Raw genomic sequence first — 22,558 nt, 5'->3', positions numbered from 1 at the left:
TCATGACGTCACGCCTCGATTCTTTTTCGCCGCGCGGCATATGGCCCGTGCTCTACGCGTATTTCGACGCCGACAACGCGCTCGACCGATGCGCGACTCACACGCAGATCGATCGCACGATCGAAGCGGGCGCAAGCGGTATCGTGATTCTTGGCCTTGCGACTGAAGTGAACCGTCTGTCGCTTGAAGAGAAGCGGCGCTTTATCGAATGGACTAGCGCACACATCGACGAACGCGTTCCTCTGGCCGTCACGATCACGGGCGATACCGTCGATGCGCATCTCGCGCTGGCGGATTACGCAGTGGAACACGGCGCGTCGTCGCTGATCCTTCAGCCGCCTTCCGCGCGCGACAAACCCGAATCGTTCTACTTCGATTTCTTTGCCGACATCATGCAGCGCGTGCGCGTGCCCGTGGGCATTCAGAACGCACCTGAGTATCTGGGCGTAGGGTTGTCGGTACAGTCGCTCGTCGAGCTTTCGGCGCAGTGCCCGCAATTCCAGTGGCTAAAGGGCGAAGGTCCTGCCACAGTCATTCAATCGACGATAGAACGCCTGCGGGAACAAGGCGGTCCACTGCCCGTCTTCAATGGACGCGGCGGACAGGAGCTAGTCGACAATCTGCGCGCCGGTTGTGCGGGACTGATCGTTGCACCCGATACATTCGACTGGCAAGCCGCCATTTATGATGCTTTTGCCGGAGACGATCACGCGACGGCAGGAGCGCTGTATGAAGGCATCCTGTCGTCCATCGTATTCGTGATGCAATCGCTCGACGCATTGACGTGCTACGGCAAACGGATCGCCGCGTGGCGGATGGGTTTCGACGTCGTTCATGATCGCGGCATGCGTCCGACCGCGTTTGGACTCGAATGCGCGCGCCGGTTTGCGAGCCGACTCGGTCCGTTCGCGGACCAGCGCCCAACGCGCATCTGACGCAAGTACAAAGGGGGAAGACGCTCGCGCGCTTCCCCCTTCAGCCTCAGCGTGGCGCGCTCGTTACTGCGCTGCCGATGCTGCTTCGTCGCTGGCTGCCTTCGGCGCTGCCTTGTGAGCGTGGTGCTTCTTGGCGTGATGCTTCTTTGCGTGATGCTTTGCGGCGGGCGCCGATGCAACAGCCGGTGCCTGTTCCGTGGCGGCGGGAGCCGATGCCTGCGCGAATGCGGCGACCGAGAACAGACCTGCCAGGGCGGCAGCGATGATGTGCTTGTTCATTGACTTGATTCCTCAAAACCTTGCGTTGATTAAACGGCTCACGGGCCGCCGACCTGATAGGTCATCGCTCTAAACGCCTCGCCTGACAAAGCGTTGACGCCTTTCCCCCCGCCCCTTCATTTTTGACAGTTCTTGACGAACAGTTGAAGTTCAACGAAGCATCGTGTTGATCTCGACGACATCCGTGAGACTCAGCGTCGACGTATCGCCTTTTAGCTGCAACAACGTGACGACGGCGTCGTAGCGTGCGGCAAGCAGATCGCGCTGCGTCGAATACAGCGTATCGATCGCGCGCAAGACATCGGTGCTCGTGCGCGTGCCGACCTTGTAGCCGACCCGTGTGGCCGCGAGCATTTCGCGGCACGACGCGAGCAGATGCACGAGCATGTCCACGCGTGCGCGGCCTTGCTGATAGCGCGCGTAGTTGTCGCGAGCGGATGCGTCGGCCGTGCGCGTCGCGCCGACGAGCGCTTGCATCGCCTCGTCCTGCAGCGCCTCGGTTTGCCTGACTTTCGATTGCGTCGCCCCGCCCGAGTAAAGCGGTATCGACACGGCGAGCATACCCGTTGCCGTCGTCGTCGGTCGTGCGTAGCCGGATGCCGCGCCCGACGGCGTATAACTGCCCGTCAGAAAGACGGACGGATAATGCTCGCCCTTCGCCTTGCCGACATCGAATTTCGCGACTTGCCATTCGAGCTGCTTCTGTTGCACCGGATAGCCATGATCCTTTGCCTGATTCGCCCACGCATCGGCGTCCTCGGGTGCGAGACGCGGCAGCGCAAGCGTATCGGGCAAACGCGACGGCGCGCCGAACGGCACGCCTGTCACCTGTTCCAGCGCGCGGCGCTTCGCGGCAAGCGCGCTTTGCGCTTCCGACTGCTGCAACGTGACCTGCTCGCGCGCCGTCAGCGCTTCGCGCATGTCGATGACGGTCGCCTCGCCGGCCACGCGGTTGCGCTGCAGAATCTGGATCTGCGCATCGACGGCGGCGCCGTAGTCGGACGCGCGCTTCACTTCGTCCTCCGCCGCGAGTTCGTCGAAGTAGGCGCGCACGGCGCGCAGTAATGCCGTCTGCTGCGCGAAGTCCACATTGACCGCGCCCAACGCCTCGACGTAGTCGGCCTGCCTGTATGCCTCCCATTTGGTCCAGTCGAAGATCGGCTGCGTGAGCGACACGGTCCAGCCGTTCTGCCAGTACGACGTGCGCGGGAAACCTTGCGTCGCGATGCTGTTGTACGTGCGTCCCCAGCCCCCGGATATCTGCGGCAAAAGAGCTGCGCGCGCTTGCGGCACCGCCTCTTTCGAAGCGACCTGAGCGGCCCGCGCCTGCGCCAGATCGGCATCGCGCCCGAGCGCCTGCTGCACGACGGTGACGAGATCGGTGGCCTGAGCGCTTGCGCTCGCGTTGAGCAAACAGAGTGCTGCCGCCATCCCGATTGAGTGTTTGAAACTACGCATGCAACGGTTCCACTTCGATATGACCATGATTTGACGGCTCGCGCATCAACGCGCCGTCGATGAGCCGGTAGCGCGTGCCGAAGCTCGCGGCAAGCGACATGTCGTGTGTAATCGCGACGACCGTGCAATCGAGGCGCTGCAGCAGCGCGCCGATGTGCTTGACGGATGCAGGATCGAGATTCGACGTGGGCTCGTCGAGCAGCAACAGGCTGCGCTGCTGATAGAGCGCACGGGCAAGCAACAGGCGTTGACGCTGCCCCGCGGAGATGTTGGCGATCGTGTCGCTGATAACGGTGCGCGTGCGCATCGGCAAACGCATCACGTCGTTCCACAGGCCCACGTCTTCGAGTACCGATTGCACGCGCGCCTCGTCGATATTGCCCGAGAACAGCGACACGTTATCCGCGATCGAGCCGTGCAGGATCAGATCGCCCTGCCGCATGTGCGCTGCGTGACGGCGGATTTCGTCGACGGTGAGGTTCGGCCATGCGATGCCGTTGAGCGAAATATGCCCTTGTTGAAGAGGTTCCGCGGCTGAAAGCAGCTTGAAGAGCGTCGACTTGCCCGCGCCCGATGGCCCCGTGATCGCGATCTTGTCGCCCACGTTAATCTCAATGCTCGCGTTCTTCAGCACAGGCTGATCGGACACGCCATAGCTGAACGTGACATCGCGCACGTCGATGCGCTCGAACGCACGCACTTCCGTTGCGCGATTCGTATCGGCGGCCGGCGTATAGCGCTCTTCTTCACACTCGGCGATATCGTCCACGCGCGCCACGGGCACGCTGAGCATGAAATGCGAGAACACGCCGTTGACGGTGCGCGCAAAGCGCTCGGACATCAGCGACTTGTAGATCAAAAACGAATAGAACACGCCGACCGATACCTTGCCGCCCAGCATCAGCCGTGCGGAAAACCAGGTGATCGCGAGCGTATCGGCGTACTGCACCGCTTTGAGGATGGCATCGCGCGCGCTGCTCAAGCGGTTGTCGGTCAAGAGCGCCGCGACATACTCGCGATACTTCGTCATGAAGATTGCCGTTCGCCGCGTCTCGCCTTGCGCGAGCTTGATCAGCGACGCGGCGCGTATCGTCTCGATCAGCGCATCGTCGCAGCGCGCGGAAGTTTCGAGCACGAGCGCATGGTTGTCGCGCATCCGAGCGAACATGCCCAGCGCAATCGACAGATAGACCACGAAGATCGCCAGCGCGAAGGCCGTCAACCGTGGGCTTTGGATCAGCATCAGCGCGAGCGCGAGCACGCCGACGGCCGTGTCCACGCACATATGCGTGAAAGTGCGGACGGCCTGAACGCTGATTTCGTCCTGTGCCTTGAGACGCGCAAAAACGTCGCCGACATGGCGCTTTTCGAACCACGACATCGGATTGCGCAATAGCTTCCCCAGCAGCCCTTCCGTCGTGTTGATCTGCGTGCGCTGATGCAGCAGTTCGATCAGCCGCGTTTCCACGTATTGGCTCAACGCCCCGACGGCAAAAATGCCCGCGAACGTCAGCGCAAGCACGTTCAACAGATCGACGTTGTCGGCCGCGACGACATAGTCGAGCACCAGGCTGCCGAGGTACGGCGCCGCGAGAATCGCGAACTGGCTGCCGAGCATCACGAACATCACTTTCGCGAGATGCCTGCGCAGATCCGGATTGAGCGCACGCACGCGCGCCAGTGCTTTCGGAACCTGGGATTTCACCTTCACGCGCGGCATGCCGGGTGTCGGCGAACATTCGAGCAGGAAGCCCGACACGGCGGCCGCGAAGGTGTCCATCGAAATACGCCGCCGCCCCGTCGCCGGGTCGATGACCTGCACATAGCCACGCCCGCACTTCTCGAAGACGACAAAATGCGCGCCGCCGAAATGAAGGATCGAGCCGCGCCTGATGGTTGGCACGTCTTCGAGTCCGAAACGATAGGCCTGCACCGCCAGTCCGAACTCGGTGGCCATGTCATAGAGGTCCATCAACGAGAGGCCGTTCGCGGAGATGGGCCGATACGCAGACAGCTCGCGCACTTCGGTTGCGCGGCCGAGATGCGTGAGCACCATCGCAAGACACGCGTAGCCGCATTCCGCGACTTCGTTTTGATAGATCGTGCGCATTCCTTCAACCTCTGATCATGCGAAACAACGGCTCAAGTACCCACTCCGCAATCGTTCTGCGCTCGACGACGATGCTCGCCGTCGCGCGCATGCCGGGCAGGATGTCGAAGTGCTGCTTGCCGTAGTCGAACGTCTTGCCGCGCAAAGTCGCCCACGCCATGAAATCGCCGTCGCCGTTGTCCTTCTGCCCCATCGCCGTCGCAAGCGATGGCGACATCGGCGACTGGACCGAGGTCTGCGAGATTGCGTCGATGCGCGCTTCGTAGGTGCCGAATTTCACGTAGGGATATGCGTCGAACTTGAGACGCACCGTCTGTCCTGTCTGCACGAAGCCGCGGCGGCGCGACGGGATGCGCAGCGCGGCGCGCAGCGCGCCTTTGTCGTCGGTGGAAATCACGAGCGCAACATCGGCAGGGTCCAGCGTGCGACCGGCCACGAGTGCGGAGAACGTGACGACACCCGACTTCGGCGCGGAAATCGTGGAATTCTGGCGCGTCTGTTCGAAGCGCATCTGGATGTCCTGAACATCGCGAGCATGCCTGGCATCGTTCTCCTTCAGCTGTGCTGCCAGATCGCTTTGCGTGCTGCGCAGCGTCGCGATTTCGCCGTTCAGTTGCTCATGCCGCGCGACACCTTGCGCGACCGCAACCTTCGCCTGATGCATGTCGGCGCTCGCCTGCTCGATGCGATCGGCGCTCACGTAGTCGGACACCGATTGCAGCCGGCTCAGCTTGCGCTGTGCCTCGGCGACGAGTTGCCGGTTTTGCGCGACTTGCTCGTCGAGCGCGGCCACCTCGGCGCGGCGGCTTTCGGCCGTCGCATTTGACGCGTCGAGCTGCGCGCCCAACTGCGCCTTGCGTTGCTCGTACTGCTGATCGGCGGTGCGGATCTGCTCATCGCGCATCTGTTCGTCGAACATGGGCCGCTGGCGCCCATCGCTCGCAAGCGACAGGTCGCGTTGCACGCTGAAAAGCGGCATGCCCGCGATCACACGCTCGCCGGGACGCACATAGACAGACGACACGAGCCCGTTCAAGCCCTGTACTTTCACGTCGGATGGCGAGACGATTTCGCACTGGACGTCCTGCTTGAGTTCGACCTGATGCAGAAATCCGAATGCGACGGCCGCGACGACGATGCCTGACGCAAAGTACGCAATCCATCGCCACGGCACGTCCTTGAATTGAGGAAGAGGGGTTGGTTCCATAGTGTTCTGCGCGACTGGTACAGCCCGCATTGATTCTCTAAGAGCTATTTACGTGCTACTTCGCGGGCGCAAACGCATACAGGGAAGGATGCCCCGCGACGAGAGAGCGCTCGAAATTGGTCATGAGCGCCTGTTCGATCTGGCGCGCGACGCGTTGCGGCGCGTCGGGATCGGCGAGCCGTATGGGCTCGAGAACAGTACCGTCGAACCTGCCACGCTCGAAGCGGAGATAGAACGGCAACACGATCGCGTCGAGCGGCGCTCCCATGCGGAACACGCCGTTGTGGATGCGCGCCGCGCGGCCGAAGATCGACACGCCGACGGTCTCCATCGGATAACGATGCAACGTGTACGGCGGCACGTCGGCGAAGATCACGACGACGCCATTGCGCCTGAGCGAGCGCGCGACCTGCAGGCCAAGGCCGCTGCGATTGTCCTGGCTATACGTGTACAGCACATCCACGTTGGGGATCATCGCGTCGTCGCTGCCGTAGAGATCGCGCTGCACACCGGATACGACGCCGATGCGCGCAAGGCCGAGCTTCGCGCGCAGATCGTCGATCACGTAGATGTTCGCGTACTGCGACACATAGTGAAACGGCGAAACGATGATGGGGCGTCCGGGCGCTTCGCTCTTCAGTCGCGCGATGGTCTGCGCAAGCGTGCCGGCGACGCGTTGAAGGTCGGGCCATGCTTCCGCGAAACGGCGTTGACGGCCGAAGTGAAGGCGCTGGTCGACCAGCTTTTCCAGGGTGCGGGCTGCGAGCAGGCGACGGGTGCTCAGGCCGCCCTTCTTCATCACATCTAGCGCGAACTCGCGGCGCTCGATCCCGCTCCAGCGGATGTTGGGACTGTATAACTTTTGACAGAACACGATTGCACTGGCGAGCGGCTCGATCGCGCCGGGCGGAATGCGCGACATCATCGCGCGAAGTGCGAAACGACCGATGCTTTTGAAAGCGCGATCCAGGCGGCGCCGAACGGCGCCAGGCCACTCGAGCGGAGACTTCCACGACATCATAAAGTGAGAGATTCTGCGATCGGGATCGGATAACAGCCGTTCGGTGAACGGCGAGCTATTGCGTGGATCGATGCAAGTCTGCGCGACATGCAGGCAAACAAGCGAAAAAGCCCCACGCTCGGGGCGTGGGGCTATGTCAGCGCTACAAGGTCAAAGATGACCGAGATGCACCGAATCGGCGATTACAGCGTGCTGCCGCCATTGTTGTTGCCGCCGCCTGCCGGCGGTGCCGGCGGCGTCTTCGGCTTGCTGCAGCACTTGCAGCAACCGCCTGCGATCTTCGATTGCTCCAAAACGTTACGTTCGACTTTTTGCATTTTCTGTTACCTACTAAAAAAATTATGAAAAGACACAACTACTTCTACTGCTAACACCAACAGCGATATTGCTATCCCTGTCAATTCTTGAATGCTTGTCCCATGGGCCATCGCTATTGATACGACATCGTGAACGTGGCCGCTCCATTTGCCGAACCGCCGCGGATGGTTGATGTTGTCTGCACGTAGCGCGCGGTCAGCGGGATTGTGGTTGTGGTGCCCGTCACCTGTCCGATCGCGATCTGATTGGTCGTGCCAGCGATGTTCGAATCAGGTCCGTATGAAACAGCCGCCCCGTTGCGCAAGATCTGGATGCCGACGCCGCTGGCGATCGATGTCGAACTCAACGGCAACGTGTTCGTCCGGTTCGACGGGTTGAACGCATCGGTGAACGTGATATTCAGATTTGTGGTCAGCCCGGTGCAATCGACTCCGATGTTGAAATTCACCGGATCAGACGACGACCCCACCGTTGTGAACTTCCTGACGGGTACACTTCCGAGATCCACGTTGATCGACGGCGTGGTGACCGAACAGGTCTGGCTGGTGATCTGAATAGGACTTGAGACTGATATCGTCGTGGACACCAGTCCGCCAATCGTGACGTCCATATACTCGCCGCCCGGCAGCATAGGGTTGCTGAGCGTCTGCTGCAATTTGACAAGCTGCATTGTCACAGTGGGTCCCAACGTCAGGTAACAAGGCGTCGCGAGACATGTCGAGTTTGTCGCGAAGACGGCAGCGCCCAGGTTCTTTGTGCCCGTCACATAGGTGCTGCCAAGGTTCGACACCAGTGTGTAGCCAATCCCTGTACTACCAATCGGCGTTACGTTCCCCGACGAGAGACCACCTTGATAGTTCGTGAAAACGGCGGGCACGGTTTCGGAACCGGTAAACGTGCATGTGACTCCATGCGTTCCGTCGGCCGGCACTGTGGTACTGACACTGAACGATGCATCGGGTATTGGGGAATTGATGGGAAGATCTCGCGGAACGACGATCGCGGCGGGAAAGGCCATCAAAAAGGACGCCGTGGGATTTGCCGTGCAGGTGGCCGCGTGTGCGCCAACGGCGCAGCAACGCACAGACCAGAAGGCGCGCAACAAGCCCGAGCCGCCTCGCCTTCCGCTCTCTCTGCGTAAAACATGCGACCAGGTACGAGAAAAACGCACGCATTACAACACCCTCCCGCCGCCCCGCCTACCGCCTTGCTGTTGTGAAGACTGAGCAGCCGCATTGGCAGGCTGATTCGCAATCGCCGCAGAAGCGCCAACAGGTGCCGCCGTGATTGCCCGCTGAGTGACGATGGGACCACGCGGGTTTGCGCCGCCCGCCATGAACTGCTGCGTGAACGGTCCAACCATAGGCCCGCTCGCCAGCGCACTGCTCGCGAAGGTTATTGTCGCTGCGAAAGCAGCAGCCATCGACGTAGCTCGCGCCACCCGATACAGATATCCGTGCATTTCATTCACCTCTGTGATTTCATCCGCCTGTGCGATGTTTGCATCGCAAACATTCAGACATCCGTACAATCCCGCGCAACGCCGCGTCATTGCCCGGCTCCGCTGTCCATCGACACCATCGACAAAGTCGAGACGCGTGCCTTCATCGTCACTGGCGCAGCGCTCATCAACTGCATCAGGCGCCCGGCGCCGTCCGTCTGGTCGGTCGTCGCGACATTGGACGCCACTGTTTCTTCGATGGCGGGCGCCGCGTAGCTCGTGCTGACCACGGGCGCCGCATCGACTGGCGGCTGGCTTTCGCCCGTGGAGATGGCGGGCTTCGGCTGCCAGTCGTCCCACGCCGACGTGCGCTTGACGACCTCTGTCGGCACGCGCAGCGGCGCGTTAGCCGCTCGCGCGAGCGTCGGGAAGGTCGGCGCCAGAGCGACAGGCCTGATCGCGGTTGCTGCGGCCACCGGCTCAACCGGTGTCGCCGGCAACGTGCGGCGCGCAGCTTCCTGCGCGCTGGGCGCGGCAGTCGCGGCGGCGGGTGCATGTCCGGCGGACTGCGCACCGTCCATCGCCGCGACGGGCTTGCTTTCGACGACAATGGGCTTGGACGCAGCCGCCTGCTTCGATGCGCCATTCGATGCGATACCGACGTCACCGCACACACCCGTTGCATGTGCATACGCGCCTCTGTCCTCGGACTTCGGCGGCAAGCGGTACGCGATCTCGCATGTCTGGTCCGCCTCGCTGCCCCACTTCGCAATCAGAGTGCCTTCGTCCGCGACGCCGCTCACGAACAGCTGACTGTTCTGACCGATCGCGCCGACGGCATTGCCCTTGTCGTCCGTGACCGTCGCGCCGAACGGCAACGACGCGCCATTGGGCAGCTTCGTGGAGATGACGGCGGACCGTCCGATCACCGTGGGGAAACGCACCATGACCACGGAGTTCGCACGCGGCGCGATCTGCTGGCTCGTCGCCTTGAATTCGACGTCAAGGGGAATGCCCTTCGGATCGATGTCGACGGTATTGAGAGCGTAAGGCGCCAGATAAGGCACGACGGCATAGCCGCGGCTATCGATGCGCACGCCCGATCCGTTCGTGACGCGCGCGCCCTCGGCGCCTTTTGCCTCGACGACGGCAATCGTGTCGCCAAGATAGTTGGCAAGCGTTACACCGCCCGGATGGGCCACAATCGCACCCTGAATGCCTGCGGAAGCCTGCGCGTAGCCGGCGCCCCCGCTCGCGCTGCCCGCGAACGTCGCATATGGACTGCGATACTGCGCATTGCCGCCGCCCGTCGTCGAACCCGGCATATGCGAGCCAAAGACGCCATAGCTGAACTGGCTGTCCACACCAGCAGAACCCGTCAGCATGGCCTGCTCGGACCAGCCCGAATTGCTGTCGTGCACGACGCTCGTCGTGAGCTGCGGCGCGCGAGGCGACTTGCCGAGCGGCACCGACACGCTCGCGTACACCTGATTGCTGATCTGACCGTTTACGCCATTCGACTGACGCCCCATCGACAGGTTGTAGCTCACGGGCGTTTCGAACAGCCGCGCCGTGTTGTTATAGCCGAGCTGGAATTGCGTCATCGTGCCACGCCGATTCCAGTAGTCCGCGGTCGAGCCGACGACGTACAGGTTGCCCGCTTTCTCGCCGAGACTCTGATTGAGCGTCACCTGAATCTGATTGCGCTGACGATCGACACGCGCCGGATCCTGCCCGGAAAGCGACGAGTCGCGGCCAAGCATCGCATCGCGCAAAGTCCAAAAGCCGCTCGACGAATAGCGATACGCCGCCACCGCCAGGTTCGTATCCGTCCGCGGCAGGAACTTGCTGTAGCCGATACGGAAGCTCTGCCCCGTCGTGCCCTGATGACTGTGAGGAACGCTCGCCTGAGCTTCGGTGACGTCGGCGGACAATGCGCCAAACGGCGTATTGAAGGCCGCGCCGACGAGTCCGGCGATATATCCGTCCGCGAGGATCGTGCCTGCATACCCGGTGACTGCGTTGCTGATGCCTCGCTGAATCGTGCCTTGCACGAGCGCGTTATGATGATCGATCTGCGCGTCGCGGATCACGCCACCGATGAGGTTGTAGCGCGTCGCGCCCGGACGCAGCAACTGCGTCACCGAGGCATACGGAACTGTGTAGCTGTGCTGGCTACCGTCAGCCTCCGTCACGGTGACGAGCAGATTCCCGCCATAACCGGTCGCATAGAGATCGTTGATTTCGAACGCCCCCGGTGCGACGACCGTTTCATACAGACGGTTGCCGTTCTGCGTTACCGTGACGCGCGCATTCGACGTCGCGATGCCGCGAATCACGGGCGCGTAACCCCGGAGCGAATCGGGCAGCATGCGGTCATCGGTTATGAGCTGCACGCCGCGCACGCCGATGCTGTCGAACACCGCGCCGTCGGTATACGAATCACCGAGAATCAGCTGACTCTTCAGCGACGGAATATCGTGCTGCAGATATGTCGCGATGTCCTGATACGTCGTGCCATGGCCTGTCGCCTGCTGCAATGACGACTGCTGGCGAAAATGCCAGCTGCCGATATTGATGCCCGCGTTCAGCGCAATGAACGACTGCGTGCCCGAATTACCATGCCCTGAATAATGGAACGTGCTCGCGTTGTAGCCGAGCGTCGCGGACGGCACGCCTTCATCCCACAGTTCCGGGCTCACATAACCTCGTGGCGCACGCAGCACGATAGCCTGGGGCAAGCTGACATCGAAGCGCAGATCCGACATGTCGAACTGATACGAAGCGCTCTCGGAGATGGCCGCAAGATCGACGCACGCTCCCGCCCCCGCCCTTTGAATCTCGGCGCGTGTGGCGTCCGGCAACACGTCGAAGTTGAGCCCAAGGCGCTGCAGCAATGCCTTGTCGATGCAAGGAACGGCGCTGTCCTTCCCTTCCTGTGCAATGAAACGCACCAGCCCCTTGCCGTTCCAGTTACCGTTGACGTAAATGTCGACGGGATAGTCGCCGGCAGGAATCGGATTGCCACGCTCGAAGCGGGAAATGTCGATGTTCCGCCCGCGTGGCTTCATCAGGAAGTCGTCGTTGAACCGAACGTCAGGGACGGTCGACGTTTGCGCGTGACCCACGGCCGACACCGACGCGGCAAGCGCGCCAAGCATCAGCGCGTGGCTGCGCCTGACGGCGGGCCTGCTACTTTCACATGCAAAAGTGGACTGTTCTCTGGTACGCATGGTTGGTTCGTTGTTCGTTCTGCACAAATGCGCTGCGCACACTCGTCCCGGCGCAGCACAAGTGCAGTGCGCCAAGGTCTGTGTAATCGTGTTGCCGGCTTATCGGGCGCCAGGCGCGCGGTAAATGCCATCCACGCCCGCGCCGTAGTCGTCGACGAAGCGATAGTCGACTTCTTCGGGTACGGCTACCGACGGTGCTGGACTTTCGATCTCGAACTCCGCCGTCGAACCCGGATCGACCATGCCGCCCTTTTCGTTGAACCACTTCTTGCCGCCAGCCATCGCGCCAACGTGCGCAAAAGTCACGTAATAGGGCGTGGGATTGGTTGCCTGCAGCGCGTATCCACCCTTGGCGCTCTTGACGAATTTCCAGGTGACTTGCGCGGGCGCTTCGCGCGAGTTGCCCGGCAGACCCGCGGGCCGGAAAAATACCTTGATGCGCGTGCGAAATGCCACCTGCAGACTGTTCTTTTCTGCGGCCGGGCCGTTGACGACCGGCGGCACGTCGAGCACGTTGAGCCAGTACAGGGTTTCTCTGTCTTGCGCCAATGGTTCTTGCGAGTACACCAGACGCAAGCTCTGCCCCTTCCTGGAGTCGAGACGGAACAGCGGCGGCGACAGACTGAACGGAACCTTTGCATCTTCGGGCAGCGTCGCGGGGTCGCCCGTATCTAGCCAGGCCTGAACCAACGCCGGGCCCGCACCCTCGTTGACGAGCTTGACCGTCACCTCGCGCTCGTCGGACGGATAAACCACACGCGTCCCGTTAATGACCACGCTCGCCTGAACACTCGATACACCGGCCGCCAACGCGACCACCGTCAAAACCGCCGCCAGCTTTTTCCGCACCGCCATCTCACTTCACTCGCATGGACCGGCGAACCTGAGTTCACCATGGATTTCTCGCGGCCGCCCCTCAACCAGATGACGGCCGCAAGGAACGCAGGTATGAACCTGCGACTGCAATTGCTTACTGGTAAACGATCGAGTACATCGTCGTGGTGTTCACGGTACCCGCGCCGACCGTGCCCGTCATTGCATACGCAGCCTTGTAGGTCATCGTTGCGCTGCCGTTGACGATGGAAACCCATGTCTGGTTGCTCGGACTGTAGCCCGCACCGATGACCACCTTCTGCTCGTTGCTGTCCAGCAGTTGAACCTGGACGTACGTCGCCGTTCCCGTCATGTTCTTCAATTGACCGGTCGACAGATCGACGCTCGCGCCCGGTTCGAAGTACACGCTGGCAGAGCCCGTACTCGGAGTGCAGTTGGTCAGAGCGATGTTGAACGGCGTTTTGCCCGAAACCGGGCTGCTGGCGGTAAACGACCCCACCGACACGGGCGGCAGCTGCACGGTGAACGACGGGCCACCGCCGTTACCGCTGATCGTGCAGGTGTTGGGCGTGATGTTGCCGGTAAACGTGATCGTCCCATCCGACGCAAACGAAGCCGTCGGCAGCGCGGCGCCCGCAGCGATAGCCGTCGCGATCAGCAGTCCTGACTTTTTGACTTTCATATCTTTTTCTCACAAATAGAATCGGGAAGCAGCAAACTGTTTGACGGCATCTGCACAACCAGAAAGTGCCTCGAACCGTCCGACGAAATTATGCTGATCGTTGATGCATTTCGGTATCGGATTTCTTCGAAATTTCTAGCGATTGCGATATAACAGGCTCATCCGTGTATATTTTCGTCATCCTTACGACATACGTTTGATTCGTCGGCACACGGCGATATAGAATCCGCGTCACTTCAGAACTGCAGACGAGTCACCACCGATCAGCAGGTCTTCATCTCAAATCTTCCGCATGCAGCGGCCGCAGGGCCCGCGCCGCCTTACTATCATGAACGCCACACGCGAGTTCAGGATTGCCATTGCCGATGACCACCCGGTGATCCGACATGCTGTCATCAACGCGCTAAGCAGTCTTCCCGGCTTTACCGTCAACGCGGCCGTGAAGTCGGGAATGGAGCTGCTGGAGACGCTGTCCAGCGGCCAGTGGGACCTGATCGTCACGGACTTTTCGATGGACAGCACGCAGCGCGATGCCGATGGACTCGCCCTGATCGCTCGCCTGCGCAGGCAATGCCCGCGCATTCCCATCGTCGTGTTTACGATGCTCAACAACGACGACACGCTGATCCGGCTGTCCCGCTCCGGTGTGTCCGGCATCGTCGACAAGACCGAGGGGATCGCGGAATTCCAGGCCGCGGTGCGCGAAGTGACCAGCCATCGACGGCCTTACTTTTCGCAGAAGATCCGCGCACGCCTGCTGCGTCGCGTGGGCGGCGACGCGCTGCAAGGCGGCAAGCCGATGCTGACGAAGAAGGAGTTGGAAGTGATACGGCACTTCGCGGCAGGCGCATCGCTGACCGACATCGCGCGGCAGGTGAACCGGTCGATCTCGACGGTCGCCACGCAAAAGAGCACGGCAATGAAGAAGCTCCGCCTGGAGACGAACGCCGATCTCGTCAAATACGCACACGAACACGGGCTCGCCTGATGCAGCTGCGCGGCTCGCCGCGCTCACAACGTGCGCAGCAAAGAAAAAGGCCGCTTGCATCGCGCAAGCGGCCTTACTTCCGTCAAGCAAACTGAAACGCGTCAGAAATTGAAGTTGTCGATATTGTTCGCGTCGAACGTGGTCGGCGGCCCGAGAATGATCTCGCCTTGCGGGCCGATCGTGCGCTTGCCGAGCTTGCCCGCGTCGAACGATTCACCCTCTTTGCCCGTGATCGCACCCGACGCGAGACTGGCGGCCGCATAAGCGGCGAGATAGCCCAACTGGCCCGGGTCCCACAACTGGAACGCCTTCACGGTGCCGTTCTTGACGAACGCGCGCATCTGGTTCGGCGTGCCGAGGCCCGTGACAGCGACCTTGCCCTTGCTCGACGACGACGAGATATACCGCGCCGCCGCCGCAATGCCCACCGACGTCGGCGCGACGATCGCCTTCAGGTTCGGATACGCCTGCAACAGCCCTTGCGTCTCGACGAACGACTTCTGATCGTCGTCGTTGCCGTACGCGATCTTCACGAGCTTCATCTTCGAATACTCGGGCTTCTTCAGCTCCTCCTGCATCCACTTGATCCACGTGTTCTGGTTCGTCGCGTTCGGCGTCGCGGACAGGATCGCAAACTCGCCCTCGCCGCCCATCAGCTTCGACACCAGCTGGATCTGGCCGCGCCCGATGCTCTCCGCGTTCGCCTGATTCACGAACAGCTGACGGCCCTCGGGCGCCGTGTCGGAGTCGAACGTCACGACCTTGATGCCTTGCGACATCGCCTTCTTCAGATACGGCACGAGCGCGTTCGCGTCGTTCGCCGCGATCACGATCGCGTCCTGGCGTTGCGTCGTCAGCGTGTTGATGTACGACACCTGCGACGAAGCCCCCGCGTCCGACGGTCCCACCACCTTGCCCGCGCCGTTGAATTCCTTGATCGCGGCCATGCCGCCGTCGTCGGCGATCACTTCGTACGGGTTGTTGATCTGCTTCGGCACGAACGCGATCTTCAGGCCGGACTTGATGCCGGCCGCGCCCGCCGCGGCGCTGATGCCGAGCAAGGCCGCGCAGAGCATCAACGCTCCCGCGTGACGCAGTGGTCTGTTCATGTGTTGTCTCCTGGTGGTGGATCGGACTTGTGCGGTCCGGGTTTGTCGATTGAACACGTTGTCCGTCTGACGCTTCTTCTACCTTCTTCTACCTTCGTCTACGGTAGGGCCTTCGTTTGCGCGGCAATCAGCTTGCGGTCGCGCATCGCGCGCCAGCGCGCGACCACGTTCGGAATCAGTACCGATGCGAGCAGCAGCGCGCCCGTCACGATGGTCAGCGTTTCGCTGGATACATCGTCGAGCGTCAACGCATTCTTCAGCACGCCGATGATCAACAGCGACAGCAGCACGCCGACCATCGATCCGCGTCCGCCGAAAATGCTCACGCCGCCGAACAGCACGGCCGCGATCACCGACAGCTCGAAGCCTTCGCCGTTGTCGCCGCGCGCGCTCGTGAAGCGCAGCGTGTAGACGATGCCCGCGAGCGCGCTCACCAGCCCCGACAATACGAAGAGACGCAGCCGCACTTTCGCGACCTCGATGCCCGAGAACGCAGCCGCCGTCGAGTTCGCGCCGATCGCATACAGGCTGCGGCCGAATGCCGTCGCCTGCAACAAAACGGTGAAGAGCACCGCGCATACGATCACGATCACGAACGGCAGCGGAACGAACGTGCCGCCGAGCGTGTCCATGCCGAACGCGGTATAGCCGGCCGGAAAATCCGCGACGGCCTGATCGCCGAGCAACACGTAAGCGAGCCCGCGAAACAGCGCGAGCGTGCCGATCGTCACCGCGAGCGAAGGCAGATTCAGCTTCACGATCACGAGCCCGTTGAGCAGCCCCGCAAGCATGCCGAAAAGCAGCACGAGCGCGATCACGACGGGCATCGGCAGACCCATGTGCCACAGCACGCCCATCAGCGCGCTCGATGCGCCGAGCACCGACGCCACGGAGAGATCGATTTCCGCCGCGACGATGATCAGCGTCATCGGCAGCGCCATCAGCGCGATCTCGGTCAGATCGGCGAGCACGTTGCTGAGATTCGCGCCCGTCAGGAACACGGGCGACAGCACGCGCCCGAGCCCGAGCGACGCGATCAGCACGACGACGAGCAACGTTTCCCAGCGCAACGGCGTTTCACGCTTGCGTGTGAGCAGCGCGGAATCGGGTTTAGCCATGATCGCGTTTCCTCATCATGCGTTTGGCGACGGAGCGGGCGAGCAGCGTATCGGCGGCAATGGCCGCGACGATCAGCGCGCCTTCGATAGCCTGCTCCCAGAACGGCGACACGTGCAGCACGACGAGCGCAATGCTGATCACGCCGAGCACCAGCGCGCCCAGCGTCGCGCCTAGTATCGTGCCGACGCCGCCCGTGATCGCCACGCTGCCGACCACGGCGGCCGCCACGACCTGAAGCTCGATCCCTTTCGCGGTGCTCGCGTCGACGGTGCCGAAGCGCGCGAGCCACAACGCGCCCGCAAACCCGGCGATCGCGCCCGACAGCAGAAAGCCCGACATCACGCGCCGTTCGACGTTGACACCCGCGAGCCGCGCCGCTTCAGGGTTCGAGCCGATCGCGTAATGCTCGCGTCCCGCGCGGAAATGCTTCAGATAGAACGACAGCGCGAGCAGCACCACGGCTGCAATCAGCGCGAGCGTCGGAATCCCGAGCAGCGTACCCGTCGCGAGACGCGAGTACGCATCCGGCAGGCTCGTCGCGTTGATCTGGCCGCCGTGCACCCATGCGTAGTCCGCGCCTCGAAAGATGTAGAGCGTCGAGAGCGTCGCGACGAGAGACGGCACGCGCCCCACTGCGATCAGCAGCGCGTTGATGCCGCCCGCGACGAGCCCGATCGCGACGCCCGCAAGAAGCGCGACGAGCACGGGCATATGCGGAAACGCGACGTACAGGCTGCCGACGGCATACGCGCTGATCCCGACCGTCGACCCAACGGACAGATCGATATGCCGCATCAGGATCACGACCGTCATGCCCGCCGTGAGCAAACTGATGATCGCCACATTGAGCAGCACGTCACGCAGATTCTGCAGATTCAGGAACTGCGGCCGCGCGAGCGACGTGCCCAGTATCAGCAGGATCAGCACGATAAAGAGCGTCGTCTCGCGGCTCTTCGCGATCGTCGCGACGAAGCCACCGCGCCCCGTGCGCGCGTGTTGCAGCGGCGCGTGCCCGATGGGCGCCGCGTGTGAAGACGCGTGTGAAGAAGCCGAATGCCGGATCATGCTGCGCGCCCCAGAATTGCCGCCGATTGTCCGAGCGCCGCGCTCATGATGCGCTCTTCGCTCGCGTCGGCGCGCGCGATCTCGGCGCTGATGCGGCCTTCGTGCATTACCAGCACGCGGTCAGCCATGCCGAGCACTTCGGGCAGCTCGCTCGAAATCATCAGCACGGCCATGCCTTCCTGCACGAGTTCGGACAGCGCGCCATACACCTCCGCCTTCGCGCCGACGTCGATGCCGCGCGTCGGCTCGTCGATGATCAGCACTTTCGGGCCCGTCGCGAGCCATTTGCCGAGCACCACTTTCTGCTGATTGCCGCCCGACAGCGTGCCGACGGGCGCTGAAGGATCGCTCGCCTTCAGCCGCAGCCGCGTGCCCCAGCGCGTAGCGAGCTGCGTTTCGCTGCGCGTCGTGATCAGGCCGTGGCGCACGAGCCGTCCGAGCACCGTCATCGACGCATTGCGCGCGATGCTCAGTTCGAGTGCGAGCCCTTGCTGGCGGCGGTCTTCGGGCACGAGCGCGAGACCCGCGCGCACAGCCGCGGCGGGATTGCCCGTCTTCAGACGCTTGCCCGCGATATGCACGTCGCCCGAGTCGATGGGATCGATGCCGAAGATCGCGCGCGCCACTTCGCTGCGGCCCGCGCCGACGAGCCCCGCGAGCGCGACGATTTCGCCCGCGCGCACGTCGAACGACACATCCTTAAACACGCCGATGCGCGTCAGGTTGCGCACCGACAACCGCACGTCGCCAGGCTTCACGTCCGCCTTCGGATAGAACGTTTCCAGATCGCGCCCGACCATCTTCGCGACAACCGATTCCGTCGTCATTTCCGAAGTCGGCGCATCGAACACCTTTGCGCCGTCACGCATGATCGTCACGTGCTGCGTCAGTGCGAACACTTCATCGAGCCGATGCGTGATGAACAGAATCGCGACGTCGCGCTCGCGCAGCTTGCGCACGATCGCAAAGAGCCGCTCGACTTCGGGCAGCGACAGCGCGGCTGTCGGCTCGTCCATGATCAGCACGTTCGCGTTCAACGACAGCGCCTTCGCAATCTCGATCACCTGCTGGTCGGCAATCGACAGACCGCGCACGAGGCGGTCCGCGCGCAGATCGACGCCGAGCGACGCAAGCAGGCTGTCGACTTCGCGGCGCATCGCGTCGTGCTGGATGCGCCCGAAGCGATCGACTGGCTGCCGTCCCATGAAGATGTTCTCGGCAATCGAGAGATCGAAGAACAGCGTCGGTTCCTGATAGATGACAGCGAGTCCGGCGTCGCGCGCTTCGGCGGGTGTCGCGAAGCGGCGCTCGATGCCGTCGATGCGAAGCTCGCCCGTATCGGGCTGATGCACGCCAGCAAGAATCTTTACGAGCGTCGACTTGCCCGCGCCGTTTTCGCCGAGCAGCGCGTGCACTTCTCCGGGCCATAGCACCAGCTCGCCGTCCGACAGCGCGCGCACGCGCCCGAACGATTTGCTCGCATGCCGCAGTTCCAGCCTCGGCACTTCCTGAGTGTGTAGCTGCACCCTCTCCTCCTTCATGCTGCGACCGCGTGTTGTTGTCGGATGCGTCGATGCTCCGATGCTTCAGATGCGATAGAGCCGTTCGGCGTTGCGCACGAAGAGCGCGTCTTTTTCCGCGTCGCTCGCCGCGCCGACGATCGACGCATACGCGCGCCACAAGTCGCCATATGCACCGAATTGCCGGTCCACCGGAAAGTTCGACGCGAACATCGCGCGCTCGACGCCGAACGTGTCGATGGTTTCGAGTACGTAAGGGCGCAGGCTTTCCACTGTCCACCGATGATCGAACATCGCGAGGCCGCTGATCTTCACCGCGATGTTCGGACATTGCGCGAGCGTTCGCATCCCATCGCGCCATGCGCGATAGCCGGCGACGCTATCGCGGTCGACGAACATGCCCGCGTGATTGACGATGAATTGCGTGTCGTGATGCTCGCTCGCGAGCGCAGCCGCTTCGTCCATCTGCGACGGATAGAGCTGCATGTCGAACGACATTCCGTGTCGGCGCAGCAGCCCGAAGTTTTCGCGCCACGCCGCTTCGCGTATGAAATGACGGCCCACATAGTCATACAGCTTGTCGCGATGCACGTTGAGGATCTGCCGCACGCCGCGCGTATTGGCGAACGCCGCGTGTCCTTCGAGAATCTGTGCAGCGTTCTTCGCCGACAGATCGACGCCCGCGACAATAGCGTTCGGCATCGAGCGCGAGCCCGGCGCCTGCGCAACCGATTGCAGCCAGCGCGTCTCCTCGACGGGATCGGCGGGATCATGATTCGCCTCGACGTGCACGCACTTGAGCAGCTCGATATCGCCCGCGTCTTTCAGCAGGTCGGCGATCAGATAATCGTGCTTCAGATCGCGCGCATCGCCGGCGAACGACACGCCCGGATTGGCGAGCCACAGGTAGTGATGCGTCTTCAGATCCCACAGGTGAATGTGCGGGTCGACAACTTTCATGGCGCGTCCTTCGTCGCCGGCGCATGTGCGCGGCGAGCGTCGCGAATCAGTTGAAGGGATGCTGCAATTCAAATACAGGGACGAGCGGCTCTTGCAGCGGTGTATGGTCGGGCGCCGTCTGCATGATGTCGGCCATGTAATCCCACCATTTGCGCATCACGGGGAGATCGGGAAGACGTTCCATCGAATGATCGGCCATGCGCGTCAGGATCGCGAACAGATGCTGCGTGCCTTCGTCGAGAAAGATGCGATAGTCGCGCACGCCCGCCTGATGCAGCGCATCGACGAGCTCAGGCCAGATCTCCCGATGCCGGCGCTCGTACTCGTCGCGCATGCCGGGGTTCAGCACCATCCGGAAAGCGATTGTCTCCATGCCGGGCGTGTCTCCACTCTTGTTCATTTATACGTTGCGCTCTCTGAGGAAGCGTCTCGATGCGACTATAATTCGGGCGTCGATAGCATCTCAATCCGTTGTTGGGATTGGGCGATACGCAAACCGAATCGCTGACCGTCCCATACTGCCGACCTCTCATGAGCCAGAACGCCGCCACCGTCGCCCTCGTCAACCGGCTCAAGTTCAAGCATCTTGCGCTGCTCGTCGCCCTCGACGACGCCCGCAACGTCCATCAGGCCGCCGACGCCATCAACGTCGCACAGCCGAGCGCGAGCCGCATGCTCGGCGACATCGAAGAAGCGCTCGGCTTTCTGCTGTTCGAACGCAACGCGCGCGGCATGCAGCCGACGCCGCTCGGCGTCGTCACGCTCGCTTACGCGCGGCGCGCGCTCGCGGACCTCACGCGCTTTGCCGAAGACCTCGACATGAAGCGCAAAGGCGGCCATGGGCAGTTGACCGTCGGCGCAATCATGGGCGCCGCGCCCGATCTGCTCGCGATGGCCGTCGCCGCGCTGAAAACCGAAAGGCCGCTGCTGCACGTGTGCATTCTCGGCGAAACGAGCGATCAGGTCGTGCAGTTGCTGCATCGCCGCGAAATCGATCTGGCGCTCGGACGTCTGACTGATCCGCTGCAGCACAACGATTTCAGCTTCGAGCCGCTCGCGCGGGAGACGCTCGTGCTGGTCGTGCGCGCGGTGCATCCGCTCGCAAAGCGTACGTCGATCACGCTGCCCGAGCTGATGGCCTGGCCGTGGGTCGCGCAGCCGATCACGAGTCCGGCGCGCATGCTGTTCGAAGAAGAGCTGGCGCGCGCGGGTCTCGGCACGCCCGCGAACCTGACGGAATGCGCGTCGATCTTCGCGACGCTGCAACTGCTCGAGAACTACGACGCCATCGCGATGCTGCCGGAGTCCGTCGTGCGCGATCACGTGCGCGGCAAGCTGCTCGTCGCGCTACCCGTCGAGATCGGCAAGAGCCTCGCGGGCTTCGGCATCCTCACGCGCAAGGATGAAGCGCTGGCCGAACCGGCACAGCGCTTCGTCGAGTTGCTGAGGGTGCATTCGCACCGGCTTGCGGGTGAGGAGACCTTGGCGGTTTGAGTTTTTTTTGTTGTCTGCGACGCTGTTGGTTTTTTTTCCCTTATCGCGGGCGTCTGCGAATGCGTTGATCTGCTTTGCCCTTCGAGGGCATCCGCGATGCGCCTCGCGGCGCGGGCGTTGCCCCTGTGCGGGGCGGCACCTACTTTTCTTTGCCGCCGCAAAGAAAAGTAGGCAAAAGAAAGCGGGCTCACACCGCCAGCGCTTGACGATTACCCACGGGCTCTCAACGTCACCATCCTTCAACCGGCAACACACATGGCCCATGTTCATTGCCAGCGCGCTACCTGAACGCCTCCCCTGCTTCATGCACCTGAATTGCGGCCCGCAACATCGAATATCCCCGCGCCCCTTTGCGGCAAACTGTGTGTAGGCATTCGCACCGCTCAGGACACCCTCGCTCCGCGACGGCGCTACAAGTGCGGGTGTTGCCCTGTACGACACAGCAACCTCCATTCACTACCGACATGCGGCGCTGAAGCATTCGATACCCTTAGCCGTGCCACGTGTGCATGAAGCGGGTGAGGCGTTTAGCCAGAGCGTTGGCAGCCAACATAGGCCCGCACCTTGCAGCGCGAAGCACGGGGACGTCGAGAGCCCGTGGGTAACCGTCAAGCACTGGCGGTGTGAGCGGCTTTCTTTTGCCTACTTTTCTTTGCCGCTGCAAAGAAAAGTAGGTGCCGCCCCGCACAGGGGCAACGCCCGCGCCGCGAGGCGCATCGCGGATGCCAGCGAAGAGCAAAGCAAACCAACGCATCGCGAATGCCCGCGGCACGCTGAAATAGCGA

At 62.5% G+C, this 22,558-nt stretch carries 19 protein-coding genes; 4 read left to right on the top strand and 15 right to left on the bottom strand.

Annotated features, from left to right (window positions below):
- The first annotated feature begins 2 nt into the window (after positions 1-2).
- Positions 3-935: a dihydrodipicolinate synthase family protein gene (locus BN2476_RS37615; RefSeq protein WP_235851137.1), complete on the top strand. Its 933-nt coding sequence runs from the start codon at positions 3-5 to the stop codon at positions 933-935.
- Positions 936-998: 63 nt separating this feature from the next.
- On the opposite strand, the gene BN2476_RS37610 is transcribed toward BN2476_RS37615, so the two are convergent.
- From BN2476_RS37610 to BN2476_RS37590, 5 genes are all read right to left on the bottom strand, one after another.
- Positions 999-1,214: a hypothetical protein gene (locus BN2476_RS37610; RefSeq protein WP_087739272.1), complete on the bottom strand. Its 216-nt coding sequence runs from the start codon at positions 1,212-1,214 to the stop codon at positions 999-1,001.
- Positions 1,215-1,364: 150 nt separating this feature from the next.
- Positions 1,365-2,672, bottom strand: a complete 1,308-nt coding sequence (locus BN2476_RS37605) for a TolC family outer membrane protein (protein ID WP_087739271.1) — start codon at positions 2,670-2,672, stop codon at positions 1,365-1,367.
- On the bottom strand, positions 2,665-4,782 hold the full coding sequence (locus BN2476_RS37600; RefSeq protein WP_087739270.1) for a peptidase domain-containing ABC transporter: 2,118 nt from the start codon (positions 4,780-4,782) through the stop codon (positions 2,665-2,667). The genes BN2476_RS37605 and BN2476_RS37600 overlap by 8 nt, the downstream gene beginning before the upstream one ends.
- Before the next feature lie 4 nt (positions 4,783-4,786).
- Positions 4,787-5,989, bottom strand: coding sequence for an HlyD family secretion protein (locus BN2476_RS37595; RefSeq protein WP_087739269.1), 1,203 nt, complete (start codon positions 5,987-5,989; stop codon positions 4,787-4,789).
- Positions 5,990-6,044: 55 nt separating this feature from the next.
- On the bottom strand, positions 6,045-6,914 hold the full coding sequence (locus tag BN2476_RS37590) for a lysophospholipid acyltransferase family protein (protein WP_235851136.1): 870 nt from the start codon (positions 6,912-6,914) through the stop codon (positions 6,045-6,047).
- Positions 6,915-7,166: 252 nt separating this feature from the next.
- On the opposite strand from BN2476_RS37590, the gene BN2476_RS45960 reads away from it, so the two are divergent.
- Entirely contained in the window at positions 7,167-7,355 is a 189-nt protein-coding gene (locus tag BN2476_RS45960; protein ID WP_160111830.1) for a hypothetical protein, read from the top strand.
- 85 nt (positions 7,356-7,440) lie between these two features.
- On the opposite strand, the gene BN2476_RS37585 is transcribed toward BN2476_RS45960, so the two are convergent.
- The 4 genes from BN2476_RS37585 to BN2476_RS37565 form a co-directional block, all read right to left on the bottom strand.
- Positions 7,441-8,346 carry a fimbrial protein gene (locus BN2476_RS37585; protein WP_143811134.1) on the bottom strand — a complete coding sequence of 302 codons (906 nt, stop codon included), beginning with the start codon at positions 8,344-8,346 and terminating at the stop codon, positions 7,441-7,443.
- A 530-nt stretch (positions 8,347-8,876) separates the two neighbouring features.
- Positions 8,877-12,002 carry a fimbria/pilus outer membrane usher protein gene (locus tag BN2476_RS37575; RefSeq protein ID WP_087739266.1) on the bottom strand — a complete coding sequence of 1,042 codons (3,126 nt, stop codon included), beginning with the start codon at positions 12,000-12,002 and terminating at the stop codon, positions 8,877-8,879.
- Between the two features lie 99 nt (positions 12,003-12,101).
- Positions 12,102-12,857 carry a fimbrial biogenesis chaperone gene (locus BN2476_RS37570; RefSeq protein ID WP_087739265.1) on the bottom strand — a complete coding sequence of 252 codons (756 nt, stop codon included), beginning with the start codon at positions 12,855-12,857 and terminating at the stop codon, positions 12,102-12,104.
- A gap of 115 nt (positions 12,858-12,972) precedes the next feature.
- Positions 12,973-13,518 carry a fimbrial protein gene (locus BN2476_RS37565; RefSeq protein ID WP_087739264.1) on the bottom strand — a complete coding sequence of 182 codons (546 nt, stop codon included), beginning with the start codon at positions 13,516-13,518 and terminating at the stop codon, positions 12,973-12,975.
- A 328-nt stretch (positions 13,519-13,846) separates the two neighbouring features.
- On the opposite strand from BN2476_RS37565, the gene BN2476_RS37560 reads away from it, so the two are divergent.
- Positions 13,847-14,506: a response regulator gene (locus BN2476_RS37560; RefSeq protein ID WP_087739304.1), complete on the top strand. Its 660-nt coding sequence runs from the start codon at positions 13,847-13,849 to the stop codon at positions 14,504-14,506.
- Positions 14,507-14,607: 101 nt separating this feature from the next.
- On the opposite strand, the gene rhaS is transcribed toward BN2476_RS37560, so the two are convergent.
- The 6 genes from rhaS to BN2476_RS37530 form a co-directional block, all read right to left on the bottom strand.
- On the bottom strand, positions 14,608-15,615 hold the full coding sequence (rhaS, locus tag BN2476_RS37555; protein WP_087739263.1) for a rhamnose ABC transporter substrate-binding protein: 1,008 nt from the start codon (positions 15,613-15,615) through the stop codon (positions 14,608-14,610).
- A 98-nt stretch (positions 15,616-15,713) separates the two neighbouring features.
- Complete coding sequence (locus tag BN2476_RS37550) at positions 15,714-16,733, bottom strand: ABC transporter permease (RefSeq protein ID WP_087739262.1); 1,020 nt, start codon at positions 16,731-16,733, stop codon at positions 15,714-15,716.
- A complete protein-coding gene (locus BN2476_RS37545) occupies positions 16,726-17,799 on the bottom strand; it encodes an ABC transporter permease (RefSeq protein ID WP_087739261.1) in 1,074 nt (357 codons plus the stop codon). The genes BN2476_RS37550 and BN2476_RS37545 overlap by 8 nt, the downstream gene beginning before the upstream one ends.
- Positions 17,796-19,340 (bottom strand): sugar ABC transporter ATP-binding protein, encoded by a 1,545-nt coding sequence (locus tag BN2476_RS37540; RefSeq protein ID WP_087739260.1) that lies wholly within the window; start codon positions 19,338-19,340, stop codon positions 17,796-17,798. Before BN2476_RS37540 ends, BN2476_RS37545 begins: the two co-directional genes overlap by 4 nt.
- 45 nt (positions 19,341-19,385) lie before the next feature.
- The gene (locus tag BN2476_RS37535; RefSeq protein ID WP_087739259.1) at positions 19,386-20,279 is read right to left on the bottom strand and encodes an amidohydrolase family protein; all 894 of its coding nucleotides are present in this window, start codon (positions 20,277-20,279) and stop codon (positions 19,386-19,388) included.
- A gap of 46 nt (positions 20,280-20,325) precedes the next feature.
- On the bottom strand, positions 20,326-20,652 hold the full coding sequence (locus BN2476_RS37530; protein WP_087739303.1) for an L-rhamnose mutarotase: 327 nt from the start codon (positions 20,650-20,652) through the stop codon (positions 20,326-20,328).
- Between the two features lie 158 nt (positions 20,653-20,810).
- Here BN2476_RS37530 and BN2476_RS37525 point away from each other — a divergent pair, with 158 nt between their 5' ends.
- On the top strand, positions 20,811-21,773 hold the full coding sequence (locus BN2476_RS37525; protein ID WP_087739258.1) for a LysR family transcriptional regulator: 963 nt from the start codon (positions 20,811-20,813) through the stop codon (positions 21,771-21,773).
- Positions 21,774-22,558 lie beyond the last annotated feature (785 nt).

This window comes from Paraburkholderia piptadeniae, from assembly GCF_900007165.1.
Classification (GTDB): Bacteria; Pseudomonadota; Gammaproteobacteria; order Burkholderiales; family Burkholderiaceae; genus Paraburkholderia; species Paraburkholderia piptadeniae.
Note: the sequence above shows the minus strand (reverse complement) of the source record. Positions and strands in the feature narration are given on the sequence as shown.

Bases quoted from the DNA above. Each gene is read 5' to 3' on its own strand.
- BN2476_RS37570 (WP_087739265.1), bottom strand. From the start codon at position 12,857: ATGGCGGTGCGGAAAAAGCTGGCGGCGGTTTTGACGGTGGTCGCGTTG.
- BN2476_RS37595 (WP_087739269.1), bottom strand. From the start codon at position 5,989: ATGGAACCAACCCCTCTTCCTCAATTCAAGGACGTGCCGTGGCGATGG.
- BN2476_RS37605 (WP_087739271.1), bottom strand. From the start codon at position 2,672: ATGCGTAGTTTCAAACACTCAATCGGGATGGCGGCAGCACTCTGTTTG.
- BN2476_RS37600 (WP_087739270.1), bottom strand. From the start codon at position 4,782: ATGCGCACGATCTATCAAAACGAAGTCGCGGAATGCGGCTACGCGTGT.
- BN2476_RS37565 (WP_087739264.1), bottom strand. From the start codon at position 13,518: ATGAAAGTCAAAAAGTCAGGACTGCTGATCGCGACGGCTATCGCTGCG.
- BN2476_RS37550 (WP_087739262.1), bottom strand. From the start codon at position 16,733: ATGGCTAAACCCGATTCCGCGCTGCTCACACGCAAGCGTGAAACGCCG.
- BN2476_RS37540 (WP_087739260.1), bottom strand. From the start codon at position 19,340: ATGAAGGAGGAGAGGGTGCAGCTACACACTCAGGAAGTGCCGAGGCTG.
- BN2476_RS37530 (WP_087739303.1), bottom strand. From the start codon at position 20,652: ATGGAGACAATCGCTTTCCGGATGGTGCTGAACCCCGGCATGCGCGAC.
- BN2476_RS37535 (WP_087739259.1), bottom strand. From the start codon at position 20,279: ATGAAAGTTGTCGACCCGCACATTCACCTGTGGGATCTGAAGACGCAT.
- BN2476_RS37610 (WP_087739272.1), bottom strand. From the start codon at position 1,214: ATGAACAAGCACATCATCGCTGCCGCCCTGGCAGGTCTGTTCTCGGTC.
- BN2476_RS37525 (WP_087739258.1), top strand. From the start codon at position 20,811: ATGAGCCAGAACGCCGCCACCGTCGCCCTCGTCAACCGGCTCAAGTTC.
- BN2476_RS37545 (WP_087739261.1), bottom strand. From the start codon at position 17,799: ATGATCCGGCATTCGGCTTCTTCACACGCGTCTTCACACGCGGCGCCC.
- BN2476_RS37560 (WP_087739304.1), top strand. From the start codon at position 13,847: ATGAACGCCACACGCGAGTTCAGGATTGCCATTGCCGATGACCACCCG.
- BN2476_RS37585 (WP_143811134.1), bottom strand. From the start codon at position 8,346: ATGGCCTTTCCCGCCGCGATCGTCGTTCCGCGAGATCTTCCCATCAAT.
- BN2476_RS37590 (WP_235851136.1), bottom strand. From the start codon at position 6,914: ATGATGTCGCGCATTCCGCCCGGCGCGATCGAGCCGCTCGCCAGTGCA.
- BN2476_RS45960 (WP_160111830.1), top strand. From the start codon at position 7,167: ATGACCGAGATGCACCGAATCGGCGATTACAGCGTGCTGCCGCCATTG.
- BN2476_RS37575 (WP_087739266.1), bottom strand. From the start codon at position 12,002: ATGCGTACCAGAGAACAGTCCACTTTTGCATGTGAAAGTAGCAGGCCC.
- BN2476_RS37615 (WP_235851137.1), top strand. From the start codon at position 3: ATGACGTCACGCCTCGATTCTTTTTCGCCGCGCGGCATATGGCCCGTG.
- rhaS (WP_087739263.1), bottom strand. From the start codon at position 15,615: ATGAACAGACCACTGCGTCACGCGGGAGCGTTGATGCTCTGCGCGGCC.